Source organism: Brevibacterium sp. UMB1308A, from assembly GCF_030230605.1.
Classification (GTDB): domain Bacteria; phylum Actinomycetota; class Actinomycetes; order Actinomycetales; family Brevibacteriaceae; genus Brevibacterium.
The window spans coordinates 122,937-147,683 of record NZ_JASPDO010000002.1 but is presented as its reverse complement, the minus strand read 5'-3'; the positions used below and the strand labels follow the sequence as shown (position 1 = coordinate 147,683).

Annotated in this window: 22 protein-coding genes, 1 other RNA gene and 1 pseudogene; 13 read left to right on the top strand and 11 right to left on the bottom strand. The window is 58.7% G+C overall.

The window, feature by feature from the left end; genetic code table 11:
- Positions 1 to 4: 4 nt before the first annotated feature.
- From QP868_RS01935 to QP868_RS01925, 3 genes are all read right to left on the bottom strand, one after another.
- On the bottom strand, positions 5 to 1,003 hold the full coding sequence (locus QP868_RS01935; RefSeq protein ID WP_284924906.1) for an ABC transporter permease: 999 nt from the start codon (positions 1,001 to 1,003) through the stop codon (positions 5 to 7).
- Positions 1,000 to 2,004: an ABC transporter permease gene (locus tag QP868_RS01930; protein ID WP_284924905.1), complete on the bottom strand. Its 1,005-nt coding sequence runs from the start codon at positions 2,002 to 2,004 to the stop codon at positions 1,000 to 1,002. Before QP868_RS01930 ends, QP868_RS01935 begins: the two co-directional genes overlap by 4 nt.
- 121 nt (positions 2,005 to 2,125) lie before the next feature.
- The gene (locus QP868_RS01925) at positions 2,126 to 3,784 is read right to left on the bottom strand and encodes an ABC transporter substrate-binding protein (RefSeq protein WP_284924903.1); all 1,659 of its coding nucleotides are present in this window, start codon (positions 3,782 to 3,784) and stop codon (positions 2,126 to 2,128) included.
- 183 nt (positions 3,785 to 3,967) lie between these two features.
- On the opposite strand from QP868_RS01925, the gene QP868_RS01920 reads away from it, so the two are divergent.
- Entirely contained in the window at positions 3,968 to 4,543 is a 576-nt protein-coding gene (locus QP868_RS01920) for a hypothetical protein (RefSeq protein ID WP_284924901.1), read from the top strand.
- A gap of 146 nt (positions 4,544 to 4,689) precedes the next feature.
- The gene (locus tag QP868_RS01915) at positions 4,690 to 5,124 is read left to right on the top strand and encodes a hypothetical protein (RefSeq protein WP_284924900.1); all 435 of its coding nucleotides are present in this window, start codon (positions 4,690 to 4,692) and stop codon (positions 5,122 to 5,124) included.
- A gap of 65 nt (positions 5,125 to 5,189) precedes the next feature.
- Here the strand turns inward: QP868_RS01915 and ssrA are convergent.
- From ssrA to prfB, 3 genes are all read right to left on the bottom strand, one after another.
- Positions 5,190 to 5,576: a transfer-messenger RNA gene (gene ssrA / locus QP868_RS01910) on the bottom strand.
- A gap of 357 nt (positions 5,577 to 5,933) precedes the next feature.
- A complete protein-coding gene (smpB, locus tag QP868_RS01905; RefSeq protein WP_284924898.1) occupies positions 5,934 to 6,404 on the bottom strand; it encodes an SsrA-binding protein SmpB in 471 nt (156 codons plus the stop codon).
- 72 nt (positions 6,405 to 6,476) lie between these two features.
- Positions 6,477 to 7,607 carry a peptide chain release factor 2 gene (gene prfB, locus QP868_RS01900; protein ID WP_284924896.1) on the bottom strand — a complete coding sequence of 377 codons (1,131 nt, stop codon included), beginning with the start codon at positions 7,605 to 7,607 and terminating at the stop codon, positions 6,477 to 6,479.
- Between the two features lie 201 nt (positions 7,608 to 7,808).
- Between prfB and QP868_RS01895 the strand changes: the two genes are divergently transcribed.
- The 9 genes from QP868_RS01895 to QP868_RS01855 all read left to right on the top strand — a co-directional run bounded on the left by QP868_RS01895 (position 7,809) and on the right by QP868_RS01855 (position 17,993).
- Positions 7,809 to 9,035 carry a TadA family conjugal transfer-associated ATPase gene (locus QP868_RS01895; RefSeq protein WP_284924895.1) on the top strand — a complete coding sequence of 409 codons (1,227 nt, stop codon included), beginning with the start codon at positions 7,809 to 7,811 and terminating at the stop codon, positions 9,033 to 9,035.
- Positions 9,032 to 9,904 (top strand): type II secretion system F family protein, encoded by an 873-nt coding sequence (locus tag QP868_RS01890; protein WP_284924892.1) that lies wholly within the window; start codon positions 9,032 to 9,034, stop codon positions 9,902 to 9,904. Before QP868_RS01895 ends, QP868_RS01890 begins: the two co-directional genes overlap by 4 nt.
- Positions 9,901 to 10,839: a type II secretion system F family protein gene (locus QP868_RS01885; protein WP_284924891.1), complete on the top strand. Its 939-nt coding sequence runs from the start codon at positions 9,901 to 9,903 to the stop codon at positions 10,837 to 10,839. Before QP868_RS01890 ends, QP868_RS01885 begins: the two co-directional genes overlap by 4 nt.
- A gap of 14 nt (positions 10,840 to 10,853) precedes the next feature.
- Positions 10,854 to 11,081: a hypothetical protein gene (locus QP868_RS01880; RefSeq protein WP_284924890.1), complete on the top strand. Its 228-nt coding sequence runs from the start codon at positions 10,854 to 10,856 to the stop codon at positions 11,079 to 11,081.
- Positions 11,082 to 11,115: 34 nt separating this feature from the next.
- A complete protein-coding gene (locus QP868_RS01875; RefSeq protein WP_284924888.1) occupies positions 11,116 to 11,499 on the top strand; it encodes a TadE/TadG family type IV pilus assembly protein in 384 nt (127 codons plus the stop codon).
- A 19-nt stretch (positions 11,500 to 11,518) separates the two neighbouring features.
- Positions 11,519 to 12,037 (top strand): TadE/TadG family type IV pilus assembly protein, encoded by a 519-nt coding sequence (locus QP868_RS01870; protein ID WP_284924887.1) that lies wholly within the window; start codon positions 11,519 to 11,521, stop codon positions 12,035 to 12,037.
- Positions 12,003 to 12,440, top strand: a complete 438-nt coding sequence (locus QP868_RS01865) for a pilus assembly protein TadG-related protein (RefSeq protein ID WP_284924886.1) — start codon at positions 12,003 to 12,005, stop codon at positions 12,438 to 12,440. Before QP868_RS01870 ends, QP868_RS01865 begins: the two co-directional genes overlap by 35 nt.
- 170 nt (positions 12,441 to 12,610) lie before the next feature.
- Positions 12,611 to 15,922, top strand: a complete 3,312-nt coding sequence (locus QP868_RS01860) for an FtsK/SpoIIIE domain-containing protein (protein WP_284924884.1) — start codon at positions 12,611 to 12,613, stop codon at positions 15,920 to 15,922.
- Positions 15,923 to 15,971: 49 nt separating this feature from the next.
- Positions 15,972 to 17,993: an acetoacetate--CoA ligase gene (locus QP868_RS01855; protein WP_284924882.1), complete on the top strand. Its 2,022-nt coding sequence runs from the start codon at positions 15,972 to 15,974 to the stop codon at positions 17,991 to 17,993.
- Here QP868_RS01855 and QP868_RS01850 read toward each other — a convergent pair.
- Positions 17,990 to 18,985 (bottom strand): histone acetyltransferase, encoded by a 996-nt coding sequence (locus tag QP868_RS01850; protein WP_284924880.1) that lies wholly within the window; start codon positions 18,983 to 18,985, stop codon positions 17,990 to 17,992. The two genes, QP868_RS01855 and QP868_RS01850, sit on opposite strands and share 4 nt — an antisense overlap.
- 75 nt (positions 18,986 to 19,060) lie before the next feature.
- Between QP868_RS01850 and QP868_RS01845 the strand changes: the two genes are divergently transcribed.
- Together QP868_RS01845 and QP868_RS01840 are read left to right on the top strand one after the other, a co-directional pair.
- On the top strand, positions 19,061 to 19,882 hold the full coding sequence (locus QP868_RS01845; protein WP_284924878.1) for a purine-nucleoside phosphorylase: 822 nt from the start codon (positions 19,061 to 19,063) through the stop codon (positions 19,880 to 19,882).
- Between the two features lie 7 nt (positions 19,883 to 19,889).
- Positions 19,890 to 21,698 carry a phospho-sugar mutase gene (locus tag QP868_RS01840; protein ID WP_284924877.1) on the top strand — a complete coding sequence of 603 codons (1,809 nt, stop codon included), beginning with the start codon at positions 19,890 to 19,892 and terminating at the stop codon, positions 21,696 to 21,698.
- 16 nt (positions 21,699 to 21,714) lie between these two features.
- Here the strand turns inward: QP868_RS01840 and QP868_RS01835 are convergent.
- The 4 genes and pseudogenes from QP868_RS01835 to QP868_RS01820 form a co-directional block, all read right to left on the bottom strand.
- Positions 21,715 to 21,834 (bottom strand): annotated as a pseudogene (locus QP868_RS01835) (2-deoxyribose-5-phosphate aldolase); the annotation flags it as partial.
- Between the two features lie 517 nt (positions 21,835 to 22,351).
- Positions 22,352 to 23,065 carry a deoxyribose-phosphate aldolase gene (gene deoC / locus QP868_RS01830; protein ID WP_284924876.1) on the bottom strand — a complete coding sequence of 238 codons (714 nt, stop codon included), beginning with the start codon at positions 23,063 to 23,065 and terminating at the stop codon, positions 22,352 to 22,354.
- Between the two features lie 15 nt (positions 23,066 to 23,080).
- Positions 23,081 to 24,361: a thymidine phosphorylase gene (locus QP868_RS01825; RefSeq protein ID WP_284924874.1), complete on the bottom strand. Its 1,281-nt coding sequence runs from the start codon at positions 24,359 to 24,361 to the stop codon at positions 23,081 to 23,083.
- A gap of 1 nt (position 24,362) precedes the next feature.
- A complete protein-coding gene (locus tag QP868_RS01820; protein ID WP_102239201.1) occupies positions 24,363 to 24,746 on the bottom strand; it encodes a cytidine deaminase in 384 nt (127 codons plus the stop codon).
- Position 24,747 lies beyond the last annotated feature (1 nt).

The window sequence follows — 24,747 nt, the reverse complement described above, 5'->3', positions numbered from 1 at the left end:
GGTGTCACCTTGCCCGTGATTTGGGGTCGAGAGCTTCGCGGAGCGATTCGCCCATAAGCGTGAAGCCCAAAGCGGTCAGCGCAATGCAAATGCCTGGGAGGAACGCAAGCCAGGGCGCTGTTCCAAGTTCCGACTGCGCATAGGTCAGCATTCGGCCCCACTCGGCGGTTTCTGGACGTCCACCACCAAGTCCCAAGAACGACAGTGCGGCTGCGTCAATGACGGCGGTGGCGAGAGTCAGCGTCGCCTGCACGATCACAGGGCCAAGGGAGTTAGGAAGAACGTGACTCATGGTGATGGTTCCCCGGCTAAGCCCCAGAGTCTGGGCGGCCAGCACGTAGTCTTGTCCCTTCTGCGTGAGCATGGAAGACCGCAAAAGACGCGCAAAGATCGGAACCTGGGAAACACCGATTGCGATCATGACCGCGTACGGAGTCTGGCCCAGGATAGCTGCGATTGAGACCGCCAGCAGAAGGTTGGGAACCGACAGCAAGATGTCGACAATACGCATCACCAGGCCGTCTACCCATCCGCCAAACGTGCCGGCGAGCAGGCCCAGGAGCATACCTCCCAAGAGCCCCAATGCTGTCGATACGACACCAATGACCAAGGATGACTGCGCACCCCAAATGAGCTTGGATAGGACGTCGCCGCCAAAGCGGTCGAGCCCTAGTGGAAACTCTGACAGCTCACCGGGTCCAGGAATGTGACTGGGAGTGATTTCGCGCGCCCCTGGGACCGCAGTGCCAGGATGCGGGGCCAAAACAGGAGCCAGAATACTGACCAGAACGAACAGAGCCACAATCACAAAGCCCGCAATTGCCGCAGGGTTCTTGCGTAGTCGCAAGAAAGCATCTTTCCACACCGACGTACCTTTTTGGTCCATCGTGGGTTCCGATGTTGTCTGTGTGAGTCCTGCTTGAACCTGTTCAGGGCTCGCAGCGAGATTGTCAGCGTTGTTGGCAGCTGCGCCGCCTGGTTTTGGAGGAAGATTCATTGTCATGACACACGCACCCTCGGGTCGATGAGTCCATAAGACACGTCGACGATCAAGTTGATGATCGAATAGATCAGCGCAATAAAGATGATGAAGCCTTGCAAGACTGGGAAGTCGAGGTTAAAGATCGCGCCCCACAAGAACGAGCCGATCCCGTTGAACGCAAACACTGTTTCTGTAAGAACTGCACCAGAGATCAGCAAACCAAGTTGTAGACCCATAGTAGTGATCACAGGAAGCATTGAGTTGCGGATCACGAACCGGCTACGGATAAGGCGGGGCGCCAGGCCCTTTGCTTGTGCTGTGCGAACGTAGTCCGCGTTTTGCACTTCGAGAACAGCTGCGCGTGTAATACGCGCAATGATGGCCAATGGAATTGTTCCCAGTGCCACTCCAGGAAGGATGAGGTGGAGGAAGGCGTCCCAGGCGGCGTCGAATTCGCCCGTGCTGATTCCGTCCCAAATGTAGAAGTTGGTGTAGTGGGTGGCGTCGATACGTGGGTCTTGCCGACCATCGGTGGGTAGCCAACCCAGTTCAACGGCAAACACCCACTTGAGGAGGAACGCCAGGAAGAACACAGGGATAACCACGCCAAACAGCGAGAAGAGAACAGCCAGGTGGTCTTGCCACTTCCCTACGTTGCGTGCAGCCCAGTAGCCCAATGGAATACCCACGACGACTGCAAAGATGATTGCAAAAATTGACAGTTCAAGCGTTGCGGGAAAGCGAGCGGCAAACTCTTCAAGAACAGGCCTGTTGGTAAGGATTGACCTTCCAAAGTCGCCTGTCAGAATCTTGCTCATGTATACGAAGTACTGCTCTAATATGGGGCGGTCGAACCCGTATGCCTTATTCACAGCCGCAACGGCCTCGGGCGTGGCTTTGTCACCCAACAGTGCAGTTGCAGGGCCGCCTGGTAGAGCGCGCACCCATAAGAACAGGAGAATTGAAAGCCCAATAAGCGTAGGGATAAGCAGCAAGAGCCGCTTGCCTATAAGTCGAAGCACGGGCAGATGCCTTTCAGTTGTATTTCAGCGTCAAAATGACCGGCCAAAGGGGTGGAGCGGAGCCGCTCCACCCCTTTTGGTGAGGGATCAGACCAACCGGGCTGACACCTCGGGCGCGGTCTTACTTAGACAGCTTGATCTCGTTGAAGACTTCATCGTTGACAGGTGAGACCGGGAAGTCCTCCACGCGTTCTGAGAACGCGAGCGATGGGGCAGGGTGTGCCAAAGGCACGGCCGGTGCAAACTCAGCAACCTTCTTGTTGATGTCTTCGTACAGTGGCGTCTGCTTCTCCAACTTTGGTTCCTTACGGGCGTCCGAAAGCGCCTTGAAGAGTTCAGGGTTGTTGAAACCGAACTCTGGCTTCTCGGTCCCGAAGAACACACCTACGAAGTTGTCGGTGTCGTTGTAGTCACCGGTCCATCCCAAGAGGTGGATGCCGTGGTTTTTGCCACCCTGGATACGGTCAAGGTAGTCAGGGGACCACTTTTCCGGAACAGCCTTGGTCTTAATGCCAACCTGTTCAAGCTGACCAGAAATGTTGGAGAACACCTGTTCAGGAGTAGGCATGTACGGACGTGAAACGCCAGTCGGGTAGTTGAAGTCGATAGTGAAACCGTCTTCGTAGCCGGCTTCCTTCAGAAGCTGTTTAGCCTTTTCCTGGTTGTATTCGTACTTTTCGACGTCTTCGGTGTAACCGTTCACGCTGTCAGGGATGAACGTGACAGCGGGCTTGGTTCCTTCAGGAAGGGTCTGCTTGATGAGGGCGTCCTTGTCGATCGCGTAGCTGATCGCCTGGCGCACCTTGACGTCCTGGAGTTCCTTGACTTCTTGGTTGAAGCCCAAGTACAGGATGGTGAACGGGTCGCGGTTCATCACGTTGAAGCCTGCGTCAGACAGTGGCTTGACGTCACCAGGTGCAACCAGGTCGTAACCGTCAATTTCGCCTGCTTCCAAGGACTGCTTACGGGCAACCGGGTCGTCGATGACACGGAACGTGATCTGGTTGATCTGTCCCTTTTCGCCCCAGTAGTCTTCGTTGAGTTTCAGCTTGATGTCCTGACCAGGGTTCCACGCTTCGAACTTGAACGGGCCGGTGCCGGTTGGGTGTTCGCGAGCGTATTCGCTCATTTCTGGAGCTTCGGCGCTTCCACCAATCTTGTCAGCGTTGTACTTTTCCATGGCTTCTGGCGACTGCATGGAGAACGCTGGGAGTGACAGAGCAGCAATGAATCCGGCGAATGGCTGGGCCAGGTCGACCTTTGCGGTCTTCTCGTCGGTAGCTTCGCAGGACTTGTACACAGCGTCTTCTGGCTTGTCCTTAAAGCCACGGAAGAGCTTGCCGTAGTAATACGCAACTGCTTCAGACTGCTGGATGCCCGTGAAGTTGTACCAACGGTCAAAGTTTGCACAGACTGCTTCAGCGTTGAAGTCGGTTCCGTCGTGGAACTTCACGCCTTCCTTCAAGTGGAAGGTGTAGGACAGGCCGTCCTCGCTGGTGTCCCATGATTCGGCCAAGAGTGGGGCTGGGTCAGCCGTTCCAGGCTTAGTACCCACCAGTCCTTCCATGATCTGGCGAGTAATGCGGAATGACTCACCGTCACTTGCAAACGCTGGGTCAAGCGTTTTGGGGTCAGATGACGCAGCAAAAATAAAGTGGCCGTCGACGTCTCCGCCGCCACCTTCGCCACGTTGCGACTTGGCGCACCCAGTGACTGCCAGTGTCATTGAAGCGACAATGGCAACAGCGCCTAGCGCCTTCTTTTTCCATGCACTCCGCATGTTTCCTCCAGTGTGTTATGTGTCACGTAGTGAATCACTATAGCGTCACCTGTGAATCACCTCACAACTTTGAGACCGCGACACGAAAGGCGCGTTCAAATTGTTATCTTTGCCACTTTTCGTCACATGCGACCTGGTGAGAGTGGTTGTGCGGGGTACTCAGGCTTGTGAAATGCTGTTACTGTGCTAGACGCTCTGAAGCTTAATGCAAAAGAAATCCGCGAGTTCCTGCCTGACGGAGAAACTGGACTTGCGTGCATAAGTGCCGACTACTTTTCGGGTCGAGAGCTTTCTTTCACTCCTTTATCAGGTGAAGGAGACGTCATAAGGAGTGGCTCGCTTAAATCCGAGGCAGAGCGTGGATGGCACATCAATCCGTTCGATGCTTCGTTATCCATTCACGCGTGGGATGCCGCCGTTGAGAAGCTCGTTTCAGGCACCACGCTCATCGGTGCGCCGGGCTCGATGGCTGGAACCCTGAGCACTGCTATCACACCAACCGCAGACTTGCTCCTCACAAATCAGCGCCTGACGCTCGTCGCCAATCTCAGGGATTCCGACCGCGCCACAAACCTCGTGTGGTGGTGCGCCGTGCAGGACATCACCACGATGCGCCACATCCCCCGTGGGATTTTGCAGCGAGGACGAGTCGGTATTGTTTTCAGCGATCATTCCAGTGTTGCACTTATCACGGGAACGGTGACCAGCGGTAAAGCACGGCAGTTAGTGAATAGGTTCCAATCACTAACAGGGCGGTGAGTTACACAAAGGTACTCTCGCAACGCATTCGAGCTCGGACTAGTTCGCATGGTCGAAGTTTCACTACATGCCCGACCTAACCGAAGGCTGGTACGTTTCTATTCGGTACCGCCACAAGCGTCCACCGGAGGGCACAGTCTATGAGCATGGATACAACCGAGTTACTCGTTGCCCTGGGGTTGTTCCTTTTCATGATCCTCTATTGGGTTTATTACATCTTGGGCGTGCGGAGGACTCCCGAATCGGAAGCCTGGTACGACACCGGCGATGCGCAAGGCGCAGATAGTGATGGCGCACTCTACATTTTCCCCTACGGCTCGCTAATCATGGGTGCCGCCGGCGCCGCAGGACTAGTCGAGGCCCTTCACCTTCCCGAGCCCATCGAAACGGTATTCCAAGCGCCGATCGTTATTGCGTTCCTCATTGGAGTCATCGGCTTCACCGGCGCGCTCGGGATTCCACTGCCGTGGCCCTTTGTTCCGCGTTGGGTTGTCAAAATCCGCAAAACCAAACGGGCCCGAGCACGTCAACGCAGAGCAGAAAAGAAAGCGAAAAGGAAAAAGTCTAGAGGCACTGAGTGACCTGCATGCAGTGCAAAACAAAAAGTCTCGGGACATCGAGTGAACGATGTCCCGAGACTTCACATTTGTGGAGATGGCGGGAATTGAACCCGCGTCCGTCGGCAAATTGTCGATTCTTCTCCGGGCGCAGTACGTGTAAATGTTTCTTAGGTCCTGGGGAGCGCACGAACACGCTTTCCCAACGAACGGAGTTGAGTAAGAGTCCCACTCACACCCCCAACATGTGTGAGCAGCAGTGGCTTTCTAAACGACGCCAGGATCTAGAGGGAAAGCACCTCTAGGCTGACGGAGTCGCAGCTCGCGGATTAAGGCCTAAATTAGGCGGCGAGGGCAAACTCGGTGCGGTTGTTAGATTTAGCACCTATTCTTTTACAGACAGCATCACGAGTTGAGTCTGCATTCTCGGCCCGCTTCTCCCGACGCAATGTCCAACGTCGAAACCGATCATCCCCATATGCAATTGCCAAACACCCCGCGCAAAGCGGGACTTTTTATTCTAACAAAAACGCAAGAAAAACACAGCCTGTGGGAGCCATAGGATCCCATCAACATGATCTCAAGTTTTTCAGTGCGTTATACACAACACCTGCGCTTCGCGCAATATTCCACAGCCCTATCCACACTGTGGATAAAGTTTCCACACTTATCCACGGAAGCGACGTTTTCGCAGGTCAGAGACTATTCATAAATCCAGCATTCATGCGTTCCACATTATGGAGAAGCTTGAAAGTCCGGGATATCCCCAACTTTTCCACACGTGTGAATAGTCACAAGAACAAGCGTTATCCACAGCTCGTTCCAACAAGCGTTTACATATTCCGGCGGAGGGACATCGCACGCTGCGCCTCACGCTGATCCTGCTTCTCACGCAAAGTCTGTCGCTTGTCCCAGTCCTTCTTACCTCGGGCCACAGCGATCTCAACCTTCACCCGCGAGCCATCAAAGTACAGCTCCAGCGGAATCAGAGTCCTACCCGATTCCTTCAACTTGTGAGAAATCTTCAGAATCTCAGCCTTGTGCAGAAGCAACTTCCGCTTTCTACGCGCAGAGTGATTCGTCCACGACCCCTGCAAATACTCAGGGATATAGACGTTCTCTAGCCACGCTTCACCCTGGAAGATCAACGCGAACCCGTCCGTAAGCGAAGCACGCCCCTCACGCAACGACTTCACCTCAGTACCCGTGAGAACAAGACCAGCCTCATACGTGTCTTCAATGTGGTAGTCGTGACGCGCTTTGCGGTTCTTCGCAATCGTCTTCTTACCGGTTTCTTTTGCCACGTGCCAGCCCTCCTCTCACATTCCTTGCAGGCACAAGATGAATATCTTACCAGCGCCCGCGCCAGGTGAGACTCACGGCTGGTTGGCTGCCGCCTCGGCCGCCTTTTCTTCTTCCTTACGCCAGCGGATCCCAGCCTCTAAGAAGCCGTCAATATCCCCGTCAAACACCGCTTGCGGATTATTCACTTCATAACCCGTACGCAAGTCCTTCACCATCTGATACGGGTGCGTGACATACGACCGCATCTGGTCACCCCAGCTGGCCTTAATGTCACCAGCCAGGTCCTTCTTCTGCGCTTCTTCCTCTTCCCGCTTCAGCTGCAACAGGCGCGACTGCAAAACACGCATCGCGGCGGCACGGTTCTGAATCTGGGACTTCTCGTTCTGCATCGACACAACAACTCCCGTTGGCACGTGCGTAATACGCACCGCCGAGTCCGTCGTGTTCACCGACTGACCACCAGGCCCCGAAGAACGGAACACGTCAATGCGGAGGTCGTTTTCGTCGATGTCGATGTGGTCGGTCTGCTCGATCAGAGGGACAACTTCGACCGCGGCAAAGGAGGTCTGGCGGCGGCCCTGGTTGTCGAAAGGCGAAATGCGCACGAGCCGGTGCGTACCCGCTTCAACCGAGAGCGTTCCATACGCATACGGCGCGTTCACCTGGATGGTCGCCGACTTCACGCCCGCGCCTTCCGCGTACGACGTATCCAGCTCTTCAACCTTGTAGCCACGGTTTTCAGCCCAGCGGATGTACATGCGAGTAAGCATTTGTGCCCAGTCAGTCGCGTCGTCGCCACCAGCACCAGCACGAACCGCGATCACGGCTGAACGCTCATCAAATTCGCCAGACAGTAGAGTCGAGATCTCCAGCGCGGCCAGTTCAGACTTAAGCTTTTCAACTTCCGAGGCCGCTTCAGCCAAAGCGTCCTCATCGCCTTCGTCCTCACCCATCGAGACCAAAAGCTCAACGTCTTCAATGCGCTGGTCAAACTTCTGGAGCTTTTCCAAGGTGCTCTGCTTGTGGCTGAGCTTGGAGGTGATGGCCTGCGCAACATCAGGGTCGTCCCACAGGTCAGGAGCGGTGGCGGCCTCGGTGAGCTCCGCTACTTCAGACTTCAGCTGTTCAACGTCAGACACTTCACGAATTGAGGAAAACGTTTGCTGCAGTGAAGCGATCTCGCTTGGAAAGTCAATGGCCATAGTGCTTCTACTCTACTTCACCCAACCCCACGCAATTCCACTCGCTCAGGTGCCACGCCTCCTTCACCCCGTAACTCAACCTCGGGCGCCAACTACACGGCACAACCTCGCAAAGTTATCCACAGATTTTGTTCAGGGTATTCCTATTCAGCACTCAGCGGGCTAAATTGTTGAGCACCCGCAAATCCGGTTGGAGACATCATGGACGCTGTCGACATCATCACCTCGGAAGTGCGTGACCGAATTCGCGCAACTGGAATAGACCCCCGAATAGATACCGCCGCTTCACGCGACGTCATCAAAGATGTCATCGCTGACTACGACGAGCGCACTCTCAAGGGAAACCTCCCCGTGCTGTCCAACCCAGAAGAGGCGTTCCAAAGCATTCTCGACGACGTCGCGGGCTTCGGCACCTTACAGAAGTACCTCGACGACCCGGACATTGAAGAAATCTGGATCAACGGGCCACAAGGCGTTTTCATCAGCCGGCGCGGAGTTTCCGAACTCACCACCACCATCCTGACCGAAACAGACATCTACGATTTGATCGAGCGGATGCTTCGCACAACCGGCAGACGCGTCGACCTTTCCAGTCCTTTCGTCGACGCCAGCCTGCCTGACGGTTCGCGCCTCCACGTGGTTCTCCCCGACATCACCCGCAAGTACCCCAGCGTCAACATCCGCAAGTTCATTTCGCGCACCCGCTCCCTGCGAGACCTAGTAGAAAACGGAACGATCACCCCACCAGCAGCCGAGTTTCTTGACGCAGCAGTGATCGCAGGAGCCAACGTCATCGTCTCTGGAGCGACCCAAGCGGGTAAGACCACCATGCTCAACGCTTTAGCAGGCTCGATCCCTGCCCGCGAGCGCGTCATCACGTGCGAAGAAGTGTTCGAACTGTCCCTGCCCACACGTGACTGGGTCGCGCTCCAATGCCGTCAACCGTCGCTTGAAGGTGCAGGTGAAGTGACTTTGCGCAAGCTTGTAAAAGAAGCCCTGCGTATGCGCCCGTCACGGATCATCGTGGGCGAGGTCCGCGAAGCCGAAAGCTTTGACCTCCTCGTCGCCGCCAACAGTGGCCTCCCTGCGCTGGGCACCCTGCACGCGAACTCCGCACGTGCAGCGGTCACCAAAATGTGCACCCTCCCGCTTTTAGCCGGTCCCAACATCGGTTCGGCGTTCGTGACCCCCACGGTCGCAACGTGCATCGACTTAATTGTGCACGTCAGACTCGACCCATCCGGCACCCGCCGGGTCGACGAAATCGCTGCCATTCCCGGCGGAATGGAAAACAACACAGTTGAACTTGAAACCGTTTTCCACACCACTGAGCGCGGAACTTTAGTTCGCGGCACTGGGTTTACCCACCTCGGCGAGCGCTTTGCCCGCGTGGGCAAAGACATCCACCACATTTTGGAGGCGGCATGACCACGTCTTTGGCTGGTGCGCTGTGTGGCCTCACTCTTGGGGCTGGGCTGTTTTGCGTGTGGTGGTCCATGTGGGAGGCGCCGGCCCAGAAGAAGACCCCGCCCGCTTTTATTTTGCGCACGCGCGATGAGCTCAGGGCTGCGGGGCTTCACCGGGTGAGTCCGGCACAGCTTTTCACGGTGTGCTTAGTGTGCGGGCTGATGGTTGCTTCGGTGACGTACGTGTTTTCGCCAGCGTTACCCATTGCGGTGTGTTTTGGGTTGTTCGCAACGGTCGCGCCATACCAGATCGTGAAGATCCGGGCCCGCAAAACCTCGGTCTCCCGCCGCACGCTGTGGCCGGAAGCCATCGACCATTTGAGTTCCGGGGTTCGCGCGGGGCTTTCCCTTCCTGAGGCGGTATGCGGCTTGAGTGCCCGCGGTCCAGTTGCGTTGCGGCCCCTGTTCGAAGTCTTTGCCCGTGAGTACCGCGCTACGGGTTCGTTTAGTCTGGCCCTCAATCGGTTTAAAGAGTCGGCTGCTGATCCGGTTGCTGACCGCATGGTGGCGGCGTTGCACATCACCCGCGAAGTGGGTGGGACGGATTTGGGTGCGATGCTCAAAACGCTGAGCCAGTTTCTGCGGGAGGATGCACGTACCCGTGCTGAGTTAACAGCCCGCCAATCGTGGACTGTGACCGGAGCCAAGCTGGGCGTGGCTGCCCCGTGGGTGGTGTTGGGGCTACTTGCCACCCGACCGGAAACTGCGGATGCGTATAACACTGCCCAGGGCACTGTTCTGTTGGTTGTGGGTTTGGTCATTTCGCTGTGTGCCTACAGTGTCATGAAGCGGATTGGCCGGTTGCCTGAAGAGGCGCGGGTTCTGCGATGATGTCGATTGATCACCCGCTTGTTATTGGCGCGCTTGGGCTTTCTGTTGGTTTGTCGCTGACGTTCTTTGTACTGTCCTTGCCTGTGATGCGGCGTCCACGGTTAGAGGATCGCATCGGCCCGTATTTGCGGACTACTCAAGTAGCCGAAGAAAAGTACCACCTCACCGCCCCTACCGAAACTGGGTTTGGTGGTCTTGCCCGTCACTTCGCTCACCGAGCTCTTTACTGGCTGAACTCGCGTATGACAACCGATGCGTCAGTGACTCTGCGACTCTCAAAACTGGGCCCGTCACACACGGTCGACAGTTTCCGTGCCCGCCAGGTGTTGCTCATTATCGCCGGCCTTGTGGTGGGTGCGCTCATGTGCACGGTGATCATTGTGGCGCGTGGTTTCAACCCTGTGGTGTGTGTTGTTCTGATTGTTCTTGGTGGCGTGGGTGGCCATTTTCTTAACGATTGGCTCCTCACCCAGGCGGTCAAGAAGCGTGAAGAGCGCATACTGGCAGAATTCCCCACCATCGCTGAACTCTTAGCACTGTCCATTACTGCTGGTGAGGGCACCGTTGATGCTCTTAACCGCGTGTGTCACACCGCAACGGGCGAGCTCAGTGACGAACTGCGAATCGCATTAGCTCAGGCGCGCACTGGCACATCACTGGTAGATGCGCTGGACGCAATGGCTCGTCGCACCAATATCCAGAGCCTCATTCAGTTCGTTGACGGGCTTGCAATTGCACTGTCCCGTGGCACGCCGCTGTCTGAGGTGTTGCGTGCTCAGGCCGCCGATGTTCGAGAGGAGGGTCGCCGCAAACTCATGGAGCTTTCGGGCAAGAAGGAAGTTGGGATGCTTGTTCCTGTTGTGCTTTTCGTTCTTCCCATTACCGTCCTGTTCGCTGTTTATCCGTCGTTGGCTGTTCTCAAAGTAGGTCTTTAGCTCAAGGAGGAGCTATGTTTGTCCGGTTCTACGCCTTTTTATCCACCCTTTTATTTGCGTTTACTCCCCGTCCCCGCCCCCGAGGTGCCCGCTACCGACGCTCAGATCGCGGCGATGTGCCGGGTTGGGTCTTGATTACTGTTATGACCGCGGCGTTGGTGGTCGCCCTGTGGGCGCTTGCCGGTGAAGCGTTTACGAATTTCTTTAATGATTCGATGAACAAGGTGCGCAACGCGGGGTAATTCCCTTATGCGGCCAAGTAGTTCCCTTGAGCGTTTGAAGTCGGATCGTGGTTCAGCGGTAGCTGAGTTTGTGCTTGTTGCAGCGCTCTTATCGTTGGTGTTCGCTGGTGTGTTGCAAGTGTGTCTGACTATTCACGTGCGCAACACCGTCACCGATGCCGCTGTCGCTGGTGCCCGGGTTCTTGCGATGGGCGACGGCAACGCTGATGACGCACGCGAGGTGACTCGGACTCTGATTGTGAGTTCCCTTGGCGAACGGTTCGCCGGACCTATCGATGTGGGATTCGACAGTGTTCACGGGGATGACGTGGCTGTTGTGGAGGTAACAACTGCGGTGCCGGTCATTGGAATGTGGGGTCCCACCGGCGTCATGACCAGGCAGGGACGCGCATTCGTTGAACCGGTGTTTGAGCCGTAAGAGCCAAGGGATGATGCGTATGAGTAGACGGTCCACTCCCCCGAGTCCTGGCAGAGAGCCCCTGCGTAGAACCGCGGGTCACACACGTGTTGGAGACGAATCCGGCACCGCAGCTATCGAGTTCATTTTTGCTTCGGTGGTGCTGCTGGTGCCTGTCGTGTACATCGTCGTAGCGATCAGCACGCTGCAAGCGGGAACCTATGCCACGCAGGCTATTGCGATCGATTCGGCCCGTTACGCTTCCAGACACCCAGACACTGCACATGCACGCGCCAACGCTACCGCGTCATTACATCTGGATGATTTTGGTCTCACGGGGACTCCACACCGCGTGAAATTTTCCTGCTCAGAAAAATGCGACACCCCAGGTTCAACTGTCACCGCACATGTGGAAACCCGGGTGGCTCTTCCTGGGATTCCATTCGTTTTCAACAGTGACACAGCCGGGCGCATTACCGTCACGGCTTCGCATACCGACATCGTCGCACCTACGGGAGGACACCATGACATCACGCATGGCATCACCGGCTCACCGTGAAGCCGGTTCGATCACGCCCCTTGCCGTTGGGTTCTGCGTGATTGTCCTCGCTTTGGTCACCATCATTACCATCATCACCGACTTCTACATGGCTCACCGCAAGCTGTACGCGATCGCCGATTCAGCTGCCCTTGCGGCTGTGGAAAGCTACCAGCCGGTGCCAGGTGGTAAACCTACGTTCGTCTTTGACGCCCACGGAATTGAGAAAAAAGCGAACCAGCATGTGGCTCGTATCAGACCCCCATCGAACCTCTCACACATTCGAGTAAGCGCACACATTGCAGATTCGCGCAATGTTCACGTCACCGCGCACGCCCGCTACAAACCCATCCTCATCTCGCCTTTTGTCCCCAAAGGCATTACCCTGACCTCAACAACTAAAGCCCGCGGCACGCTCCGGTAACCCTGACACACCCGGGCGATCTAACCGTGCTACCTACCCCAACGCTGCCGCGCACTTGCGTCCACAAGCCCTACGACCACCTGCCACTCTCAGTGTGGACAAAACCCGGTTATCCACACCTCAAAACCAGGGTCTAGAACCACGGCCCACGAACGTGCACCATGGCGAACATGTACAGCACGATCGTTCACATTGTGGAAGGTGACTCCCTGTCATCCATGCACGTCGACGCGCCCGGGTACGCCGAGGCTGCTGACGTGATGACTGCACTCATGACCGACCGTGGCATTGAGACCCCAACCACCTACACTGCACGCAATTTCGCCCGCGCAACCCCTGCACCACACGAGCGATGGTTCGAGTGGTGTACCCGTAGCCCGGTCACGGTGATTGAACAGGCAAGCGCCCTCGCATGTCACGCCCTGCCCGAGGTCGAACGGAAGTCGGTCTCTGTGCTCGCCGGCCCGGACTCCGGGTTTTACACCCCATGGACCCGCTCCGATTTCACCGTGGGCAGATCGCATGAAGCCACCTTGCAACTGTTCGATCCGCATATGAGCCGTGCCCCAAATCCCGTCGCCCCAGCCCCAGCAGCCACACTTACTACGCTTGGGGCAACCCACCTCGGGACACACGACCCACGCAACCGCACCACCCCACCGGAACCGCTCGCCTGGCCAGCCGCCCCACGCGTCACGGCCCCGCGAGCACCCCACCTGGCTCACTACGCGATCCCGATTGTGCTGGGCGTGGTGCTCATGCTTGTCACCCACATGTGGTGGTTTCTGTTGTTCAGCGTTGCCGGTCCCTTGAGCGCCGGGGTGATGTGGTGGAGCAGTCGGCGCCGGTACGCCCGCGACCTCACCCAGGCGCTGCAAGAGTTTTCTCGGGCGGTTGAGCAGTTCGAGTCCGATATCCGCACCAACCGCGCCCGTGCCGCGAGCGCTGAGAACCAACGCCCGTTTTCACTGTCCAGGATCCCGGTGGGTGTTGGGACGTGTTGCGTGGGCGCCACGGTGAAGGCTCCACCGGAATACGAACCTCCGTTTGACCGAGTGGCCGCCCGCGTCGACGTTCCAGGGATCACCCGCGACGGCCACACACACCTGGTGTCCAACAACCAGGTCGTCACCGTGGACCTCGAATGTACGGAACTGGTGGTGTGTGGTGAATCCGCGCCCGAGGTGGCCCGCGGAATCATCGTCACGCTCCGGGCGTGCGACGCGGCTGTGGTTTTCGACCCGCCCCCAGATGGGCCGGAGTTTCTGCGGGTAGGGGTGGCCGCCTCGGGACCGGTCATTACCGTCACCTGGGGTGACACCATCAGGTTTACTCCCGCCGAGATGGCCGACACGTGGATTGTGGACTGCCCGGATTCGGTGGCGGCGAACCTACATTGCCCGCCACCGCTAGGCGCCGGTCCTGTGCCGGGCCGCATTGCGCCCAGGTGCATGCCCGCCCACCGGTTCGTGCGCGTGCTGGGTGGGGCTGGGGAAACAGGCGCGGTCACGTTGGCGTCCATGAGTGTCGAAGAACTCACCCGGGTAGCATCCCATGATTCGCGCAGCGCGGTCCCAGTCGGGGTGAGCGAAAGCGGTGCCGTGTTTCTTGATCTTTTTGCGGACGGGCCACACGCGCTTGTTGCGGGGACAACGGGCAGTGGGAAGTCGGTGTTTTTAAGCGCGTGGATTCAGTCGTTAGCCACTGCGCTCACGCCTGAAGAGGTCCGGTTTGTTCTGGTTGACTTCAAGGGCGGGGCTGCGTTTGCGCCCTTGCAAGACCTGCCGCACACCGACACGGTCGTCTCAAACCTGGACACGTTCTTAGGGCTCAGAGCGCTGAGGTACGTTCTGGCTGAGGTGACGCGACGCGAAGAGTTGTTCGCACGCGCCGGAGTGAGCGATCTGCCCGCATATAACGAAAACAACGCACCACTCCCCCGGATCGTCACCGTCATCGATGAGTTTCAAGCGCTGGTCCATCAGATCCCGGAAAGTGTAGAGATCCTGGAACAGCTGACCGCGTTAGGGCGGTCTCTGGGGATCCACGCGGTACTGGCCACCCAGCGGCCCTCCGGCGTGGTGACAGCCCGGATGAAGTCGAACATTTCGATGCGCGTGTGCCTACGCGTGAGGGACACGCAGGACTCAAACGACGTCATCGACTCCCCCGAGGCCGCGCGCCTAGACGCGAGCGCACCCGGCCTGGGGCTCATCTCGACGCCGCACGGGCTCACCTTGTTCAGATCGGCACACACGGGCCCACCGGAACCGGCCGTCATGCGTTGGCGCCCGGCCGACACTGAGGACGCGCCGCAAACAGAAGTGCTTCTCCCCGGCTACGAGAACAGCGTGTTACAGACTGTGAACACCGGCGGGGATGAGGTCTCTCACCACTCGCCTGGCACAACACCACACACCATCGTCCCTCCCCCGTTGCCACGCATCTTCGACGGAACAGCCAGCGCAGTTTTTGACACCTCGGCGGGACTCACCCCGTGGACCTACCAACCGGACCGGGACGGGGCGGTGCTCATCAGCGGGGGTCCGAGGTGCGGAAAGACCCACGCTCTCCACGTGCTGGCCGGGCACGCGAGTAACACGCACGTGGTGGTGGGATTCGGGCGGCAAGGAACGTCCATGGAGGCAGCCCATGTGTACGCGAACACGGAGTGGATGCACGAAGCCGCGCTGAGTCTGCTGGAGTCACTACCCAGTTCACACTCCGTGTTTGTCGCTGTGGATGACTCGGACGACCTGTTCTCTCCCACGCACCGGGCCAGGCTGGATTTGGTGCTGGCCCACAGGCCGTTTGCCCTGGTGACAGGCCGCCGGGGTGTTGCATCGGCAGTGGCGACGCGAGCTTCGACCCGTTTGACGTTCCCGCCTGCCGTGGCGGCTGACGCTGTTTTCTATGGAGTGAAACCCGCCCGGTTCGCTGGCATGAAAGACCCCGGCCGAGGTCTCCTCTCCTCCCCGTCGATCGCAGCTTCCGACGGGGTCGACGCTCAGGTGTCCACCCGAGTGCCGTTTACCCTCCGGCCAGTTCCCGATGTGGGTAGCGGAATCCTGGTGGGGACGAGTCCGCTGGGCAATGCGGTGTACTGGGATCCGGCAACAGGGCCGGTCTTGAACGTATTGGGCCCAGACCACGCAACCGCACCGCTTCTTGCTGGATTGTCTGAGCATCTGCCACGTGGCACAGCCGTGGTTCCGCGAGCGCACGAAGATTCCTGGGAATTCGGAGAACTCACCGTGGTTGCCTCGCCTCTTGACCACATGCCTGGTTATGGCTCGCCACTGGCGCAGGCTCGCGCCCGAGGTCCCATGTTGATCGTTGGAGCGCGTTCACCACAGGAGCTGGGGCACGTAGCGCGCGACCTTCCGTTCATTCCACCGCACGACTCATGTGCGTGGTTCGTACACGCGAATGTGCGCGTGCCCGTCCACGTGTCGTGCTCTACTAGAAAACCGAACGATTGATCGGGCATGATGTAGCGTGACGCACGTTACGAATCCAACGGAGGATCAGATGACTACTCGTGAAATGCTGTGGCAGCCCAGTGAAGAACGTATCCGCCAATCCCCCATGTACGCGTATCAGCAGTGGCTGGCCGACAAAAAGGGAGTTCACACCACCGGGTTCGCCGAACTACACAAGTGGTCAGTCGACAACCTCGACGACTTCTGGGAAAGCATCTGGGAGTACTTCGACGTCGTGGGCACCCGTGGCGACGGCCCCGTACGCACGGGTGACTCAATCGAAAAAACCACATGGTTCCCCGGCGCCAGCGTGAACTATGCACAAAACCTGCTACGTCACGTCCACACCATGCCAGACCGCGAAGCCGTGGTGGCCCTCCACGAATCCGACCCCCGCGAAAGCTACACGTGGAAGGAACTCAACGGAAAAGTTGGCGCACTGGCTGCGGCACTGCGTGACATGGGTGTTCGCCCCGGCGACCGCGTGGCCGCCGTGCTCCCCAACATTGCTGAAACCATCATCGCACTACTGGCCTCGGCCACCGTGGGTGCCGTGTGGTCGGTGGTCAACACGGACTTTGGTGAAAACGGAATCGCTGACCGCTTTGCCCAAATCGAGCCCAAAGTCCTCCTCACGGTTGACGGGTTCGACTTCAACGGCACATACCGGAACATGCTCCCCCAGATCGAATCCACACTCAGCGTGCTCCCCACGGTAGAACACCACATCCTCATCGACCGTCACCGTGACTCCCACCCAGACACGTACACAGACCTCGCCGGACAGGAAAGCGCCAGCGCAACCACCTCGGTCACTCATCACCGCTTCTCCGAAATCACCGCCACCCCGCAAGACCCGGTATTTGAACCAGTCGAGTTCTCCCACCCGCTGTGGATCCTGTACTCCTCCGGCACAACAGGCAAGCCGAAAGGAATCGTGCATGGGCACGGCGGAATCGTTCTGGACGTGTACAAGATGGTTGGCCTGCACAACGGGTCGGACGAAAACACCCGCTTGTACTTCGCAGTGGCCACCACGTGGATGGTGTGGAACCTCATGGTGAACGTTCTGGCCCTAGGCGCCACCACCATCACCTACGACGGCTCGCCCGCCTACCCCACGCCCGCTCGTCTGTTCGACATTGCGGAAAGTGAAAATGTCACTCAGATCGGCACCGGGGCCGCGCTGCTCAGCCTCATCGAAAAAGCCGGCATCAACCCGTCAGAAAGCTATAAACTCCCTCATCTGGAACACATCATGTCCACCGGGTCCACGCTTCCCGGGTCCACGTGGAGGTGGGCATATGAGCAGGTCAAACACGATTTCCAGCTGGGCTCCAGCTCGGGTGGAACCGACATTTGTTCGGGAATCCTAGGTGCCAACCCGTACGACCCTGTGTACGTCAACGAACTCCAAGGCAAGGTGCTGGGCGTCGATGCACACGCGTTTAACTCACAAGGCGAGTCCGTGATTGGCGAGGTGGGTGAGCTCGTGTTCACGCAGCCTCTTCCCAACATGCCAGTCATGTTCTGGAACGACCCGGACGGCAGCAAGTACCACAACGCCTATTTCGCGGACTTCCCCGGCGTGTGGCGCCACGGCGACTGGGCTACCCAGTTGCCGGAAGGCCCGTGGATCATTCACGGTCGCTCCGACTCCACCATCAACCGTGGCGGCATCCGTATGGGCTCGGCTGATATTTGTGACGTTGTGGACCAGGTGCCCGGGGTTGCGACCTCTATGGTGATTGGCGCCGAGGTGGGAGACGGCGACTACTACATGCCGCTTTTCGTGGTTCCGGCTCGCGGGCACACGCTCGATGAGGACCTCAAGGGCGCAATTGTTGAGGCGATCCGCACCAAGATCTCGCCCCGCTATGTACCCGATGAAATGATTGAGGCCCCCGCGGTTCCGCGCACACGCACCGGCAAGCTCATGGAAGTGCCCATTAAGAAGATCTTCCAGGGAGCAGACCCCAGCACAATTAACCGCACCGCCGCCGAGGACGTTGCCACCGTGGACTGGTATGTGGACTTTGCGCGTCAGCGGGTGCAGAAGAAGCGCGACTAGGCGTTGAGTGGCGCGCTTCCCAGCGTGGCGTATTCGTAGAGCACGTGTGCTTTGCCCGCCTGCACCAGGCCGTCGATGAGTTCGGTGAGCACTGGCATTTCGCTGGTCACTTCCACCACAACATCGGTGTCCGTGGACAGGCGGGCAATGAGTGCTCCCGCATCGCCGAGCGCGGCTTGGTATTCCGCCGAATCTCGTTCCGGACGTGGTTCAACGGCATCAGCCATGACACCCACGGTGAGTTCTGTGGCCTCAGAGCTCTCTTGAGGTGCGTCCCCTTCGGCACTCTGCTCTGGCGGGTACGACACGGCGAACGCATTCACCTGCCCGTCGCGTTTGAACATGGCCGCTCCGTGTGCGCCGGTCGCCTCTGACAGGAAACGCCGGTTGAATTCGCCCAAGGTCATGGACGCAGCAGGGTCAGCCCGGTTGACTCCGGTGTACCACTCCGAAAAGGCGCGAGTGAGCTCCACCGAACCGGTAGCTGTGACAACAAAGTCGTCTAAACGGTCGGCTCCCAAACCACCTAATGCCAGGGTTTCAACGCGCACGATCCGGGTTCGGAACAGCTCCGTGTCGCCGTCCGCGCTGCCCGCGCCCGCGCTACCCACACCGGCCCCACCTGAACTACCCGCACCGACACCCACTCGGGTACGCAAAGGCAGCCCCTCAAGAACCGTCCCGCTCACAGCGTGACTGAGCTTTTCACGCAACTGGGCGGACACCTCGGCGGCCTCTTCACCGTCTAATTCGCGAGCCACCTCAGTATGAAACCACGCCCGCTGCGGGTGCGCCGGCGACTGCGCACACACGGCAACACCCACGAGCACGCCGGAGGCCACCTCGGCGACAACCGTGCGCGTCACCGGCGCCGAATCCGAATCTTCGCGCACAAGCGAACGCAACATGTGGTGCGCGGGGTCGTTGGGGTCGCTCAGAATGTTGTTGAGCGCCAGGTCATCACCGGGGGCAAACGGGCGGATTGTCATCATGCTTAAATCCTAACGTGGCACGTTTTTGCGAAGATCACATGAAAACACCACCCGTTTTCGTCTAGTGTCACTGGTATGAGCACGAACGACTCACCGCTTGAAAGCGCACAGCAGGCTGCCCAGGTTCTCAACGACGCAGCCGGAATCGACAGCCACGACATCGCCCTGGTGCTGGGCTCGGGATGGGGGTCAGCAGCACAGTTGCTGGGCGACCCCGTAGCCTCAACGCCAGCAGATCAGGTGCCCGGCTTCCACACCTCACAGGTGTCCGGCCACCCCGGCACCCTCACCACCATCAAGGTGGACACGCAGGCGGGCCCCAAACACGCTCTGGTCCTTGGAGCTCGCACCCACTTCTACGAAGGTAAGGGTGTGCGCGCGGTAGCTCACGGGGTGCGCACAGCTGCGGCCGCTGGAGCCAAAACCATCATTTTGACCAACGGGTGCGGTTCCACGCACACGGACTTCGCGCCGGGAACCCCCGTCCTTATCTCCGACCATCTCAACCTCACAGCTTCAAGCCCGCTGGAAGGTGCCACGTTCGTGGACCTCACCGACCTGTACTCGTCGCGGTTGCGGGCAGTTGCCAAAGAGATCGACCCCACGCTTGCCGAAGGCGTGTACGCACAGTTCCGCGGCCCGCACTACGAAACCCCCGCCGAGGTTCGCATGGCTCGCACCATGGGCGCTGACCTGGTGGGAATGTCCACTGCTCTGGAGGCCATCGCTGCGCGTGAAGCCGGCATGGAAATCTTGGGGATTTCCCTGGTGACGAACTTTGGTGCCGGTGTTTCTGAACAACCGCTCAGCCACGCCGAGGTGTTAGAGGCTGGGCAACAGGCCGGACCCCGGATCTCGCAACTGTTGGCTGACATTGTTCGTCGAATCCTGAAGTGAGGGAATCATGAGTGTGGACTTTGATGCTGTACGCGCATGGATCGCAGATGACCCGGACCCAGAAACCCGGAAACAGCTGACGGACCTGGTCGAAGCGACGCAGGAGCCGGGTGAAGAGTCGGCTCGAGCACTCGATGATTTGGCCGACCGCTTTTCTGGCATGCTGCAGTTTGGGACCGCGGGTCTGCGTGGCGAACTGGGCGGTGGCCCCAACCGGATGAACCGTGCCGTGGTGATCCGCGCAGCAGCCGGGCTCACCGCGTTTCTACGTGACACCGTAGGGGAAGATTTCACCGTGGTGATCGGGTGTGACGCCCGGTACGGGTCAGAGGATTTTGCCCGCGACACCGCAGCCGTTGTCACCGCTGCCGGTGCCCGTGCGCTCATGCTGCCAGCCCGCAAACCCACTCCTATGCTGGCGTTTGCCGTCAACCACCTCGACGCCGATGCCGGGGTGATGGTCACGGCCAGCCACAATCCACCTCGGGACAATGGATACAAGGTGTACTTGGGGGCCCGCCCGCAGGCCGCCGTGTACTTAGCTGAAACCGTGTCCCAAGCCAGCGCCGCCCACGCCACGGCGGGGGCACCGGGGATGGCATTCGCTGGAATTGGGGCTGCAAGTGAGGACGCTGCTCACGAACGCGCCACGCACGGCGCAGGAGCTCAGATCGTTGCGCCGTTTGATGCGCAGATCGCGTCGCACATTGCCCGTGTTGAAAGTGTTGCAGATGTTCCCCGCGCTGAGTCCGGGTGGGAAAGCGTCGACGTCACCGAGGAGTACTTAGCCAGCATCGCCACGGTCAGGTCGCGTTTGGGAGTGTCTGACGCACCGGCTGATCTTCGGATTGTCCACACGTCGATGCACGGCGTGGGCAATGACACCACGCTGGCCGCTCTTAAGCAGGCCGGGTTCACCCGTATTACGCCCGTGGAAGCGCAGGCTCAGCCCGATCCGGAATTCCCCACAGTCACATTCCCTAACCCGGAGGAACCTGGGGCCCTTGACCTGGCCTTTGAAACGGCAAAAGCTGAGAACGCACAGCTGGTCATCGCCAACGACCCGGATGCCGACCGCGTGTCGATCGCTGTTCCGATCCCGGACTCCCCCGGCGCGTTCCGTCAGTTGACCGGTGATGAGGTTGGTTTGCTCCTGGGCGATTTCATTGCGTCCCGGACCCCTGGGACCGTGGCCAATTCGCTCGTGTCGTCACGCGCGTTGGCCCAGGCCGCGGACTTCCACGGGGTCCCGCATCGCACCACGCTGACCGGTTTCAAGTGGATTTCCCGTGGCACCGATTTGGTATTCGGGTACGAAGAAGCTCTGGGCTACAGCGTGGACCCTCAGGTTGTGCGCGATAAGGACGGCGTGTCGGCCGCGGTTGTCATCGCTCACCTTGTTGCTGAACTCCACGCACAAGGGCGCACGGTTGACGATGAGCTGAAGCGCATTCGCGTGCGTGACGGTATTTTCCTCACCGCGCCTTATACGATTCGTGTCACCAACCTGAAGCATATTGACAAGATGTTGGACCGGCTTGCGTCGGCACCTCCCGCTGATCTGGGTGGGTCTGCCGTGACCGAGGTCGTTGACCTGTCGGAAGGGTCGGAGTCCCTTCCGGGTACCCCCGGTTTTGCTCTCTTAACCGAATCTGGCGACCGCGTAGTGATCCGCCCATCGGGAACAGAACCCAAGCTCAAGTGCTATCTGGAAGCCGTTGAAACGGCTGATGAGAGCACGTACCCGCAGGCTCTTGCAGAAGCGCGCGCCAAGCTGGACCGTATTACTGCAGACCTCGCTGAGTTCCTGCAGTAATACGTGACTGAGCTGCTTATGCCGTGAAACCGTCGAGCACGGCAGCACTTCCTGACAGGCCCAAGCGTGATGCCCCAGCCTCGATCATGGACTGTGCTGCCTGCGCGTCACGGATCCCACCGGAAGCCTTGACGCGCCGTTGATGTACCGTACAATTGTGCATATCACTTATCGCACACCGCGGTGCAAGGTATGAGTGATCACGCGCACTGATTAAGCAGTAGCAGGAGCGTCGCTCATAAAGTCCGTGGTAGAGGGCAAAGAAAATAAGAACCTAGATAAAAATCACACCTACGGGTTTGCCCCAGACCATCGCACAAGCTTGCAACCCGAAGTGAGGAAGCCTACGTCGCGAAAAATCATCACAAACACTGTTTTGGGCGCTACATTCGCAATGAGCTTGGCAATATTTGTTGCATGCGGAACTATTACAGGAATGTCTCGCGACGCAAACATATACGGCTCACCAGCGGAGCTATTGTTTCCTTGGAGTGGTCTACTTACCCTTCTTTTCGGTGGCCTTTGGATTGTTTATGTGATCGTCTCCCTGCGACGGCCCTGACTAGATACCTTTGCAAGAAAAACAAGGGCGTTGTTTAGGTGACCTCCTTGCCAGGGGCACCCAAACAACGCCCTTCAACCGTTCACGGTGCTTACGCCGTGAAACCGTCGAGCACGGCAGCACTTCCTGACAGGCCCAAGCGTGATGCCCCAGCCTCGATCATGGACTGTGCTGCCTGCGCGTCACGGATCCCACCGGAAGCCTTGACGCCCAGGGCATCACCCACCGTTGAGCGCATCAGTTTGACAGCGTGAGCACTTGCGCCACCGGCCGGGTGGAACCCAGTCGATGTCTTCACGTAGTGGGCTCCTGCACGCACAGCAGCCTCGCACGCACCCACAATCTGCTCGTCGTTCAAAGCCGCCGACTCAATAATCACCTTGACGATCGCGGCACCTTCAGTCGCTGACTCCGGGCCGGTAGCAACCGGAAGGCCTAAGTCCTTTGCCGCCTCGGCAACGGCAGTCACTACCCCGTTGATATCAGCTTCGACCCCAGCGAAATCTCCCGCGATTGCCTGCCCCACGTTGATCACCATGTCAATCTCACGGGCGCCATCACGCACAGCCTGGGACGCCTCGGCAGCCTTAATCTGTGGCTTGACCGCACCAGACGGGAAGCCAACAACCGTGGCCACCACCAGGTCACCCGTGTCGGTGAGTGGGAGCGCGGAAGGCGACACGCACACAGCCTTCACACCCAGTTCCTTACCGGCCTCAACCAGCGCAGCGAAGTCATCAGGAGTTGATTCGGGCTTGAGAAGCGTGTGGTCGATCATCTGTGCAACATCAGTGCGGGTGGTCATTGGGGGTCCTTTCGGTTAGGAAACTCGGTCCAAAATAACAGTGCGAGGCGTAGCCTGCTGGCCAATGCTCCACGCACCTTCAAGAGATTCGAGCGCACGTTCAAAACGCTGCGATTCATCCGTGTGCAACGTCATCAAAGGCTGGCCCGCAGTCACGGTGTCACCTGGTTTGGCGTGTAGCTCAATACCGGCACCGGCTTGCACTGGGTCTTCCTTGCGTGCGCGACCAGCACCCAGACGCCACGAGGCAACTCCTACACTCAGCGCGTCCAGGGTTGTGACAACGCCCGATTCTTCAGCAGTCACGGTGTGGGTTTCTTTTGCGGTGGGCAGGCTCGCGTGCGGGTCGCCACCCTGACGTTCAATCATACGGTTCCACATGTCCATCGCCCGGCCGTCTTTCAGCGCGGCCTCGACATCCACCTCGGTCTTGCCTACCAGCGCGAGCATCTCACGTGCCAGCTCAACCGTCAGCTCAACGACATCAGCTGGGCCTCCGCCAGCCAACACCTCGACGGACTCCCGGACTTCCAGCGCGTTACCAACCGTGAGCCCAAGCGGGGTCGACATGTCGGTAATCAACGCCGAGGTCTCAACGCCTGCGTTCTTCCCCAACTCCACCATGGTGCGGGCAAGAGCGGTCGCCTGTTCGACGTCCTTCATGAACGCTCCCGAACCCGCCTTCACATCAAGCACCAATGCCTGGGTGCCTTCAGCGATCTTCTTGCTCATGATTGACGACGCGATGAGCGGAATACAGTCGACGATCCCGGTGATGTCGCGCAACGCATAGAGCTTCTTGTCAGCCGGCGCCAGGCCACTTCCAGCAGCACAGATCACTGGGCCAATGTCCTCAAGCTGGCTCATGAGTTCGTCGTTGCTCAAGTTGGCGCGCCAACCGGGAATCGATTCCAGCTTGTCCAGCGTGCCACCGGTGTGTCCCAGTCCACGGCCGGACAGCTGTGGAACGGCCACGTCGAAGACTGCGACCAAGGGGGCCAGTGGCAAAGTGATCTTGTCCCCCACTCCCCCTGTTGAGTGTTTGTCCGAGGTGGGTTTCGACAAGCTAGAAAAGTCCATCCGCTCGCCGGACTCAATCATCGCGTGCGTCCACTGAGCGATCTCGCGTGGGCTCATCCCGTTGAGGAAGATCGCCATACCCAAGGACGACATCTGCTCATCGGCGACAACACCGCGTGTGTAGGCGTTGATGACCCATGCGATCTGTTCGTCGCTGAGTTCGGCATGATCACGCTTTGTGCGAATCACATCCACGGCGTCAAACGGTTCGATCATGTCAGCTCCTTAAGTGATCGGGTCCAAAAGCTTCAGGGAGAACCTGGGACAGTGGCGCGATCCCAGACGGCATGTCCAGAAGAAGATCTGGCCCACCGTGTTCGTACAAAAGTTGACGGCACCGGCCACACGGCACCAGTTTGTTGCCGTGTTTGTCAACGCACGCGAAAGCGACCAACCGGCCACCTCCCGTCCGGTGAAGCTCCGAAACGAGACCACATTCGGCACACAGGCCTAATCCGTAGGACGCGTTCTCAACGTTGCACCCCACGATGATGCGACCGTCGTCAACAAGAGCGGCAACACCAACTGGGTATTTCGAATACGGGACATACGCGTTTTCCATCACGGCACGCGCGCGTTCACGCAAAACGTCCCAATCCATT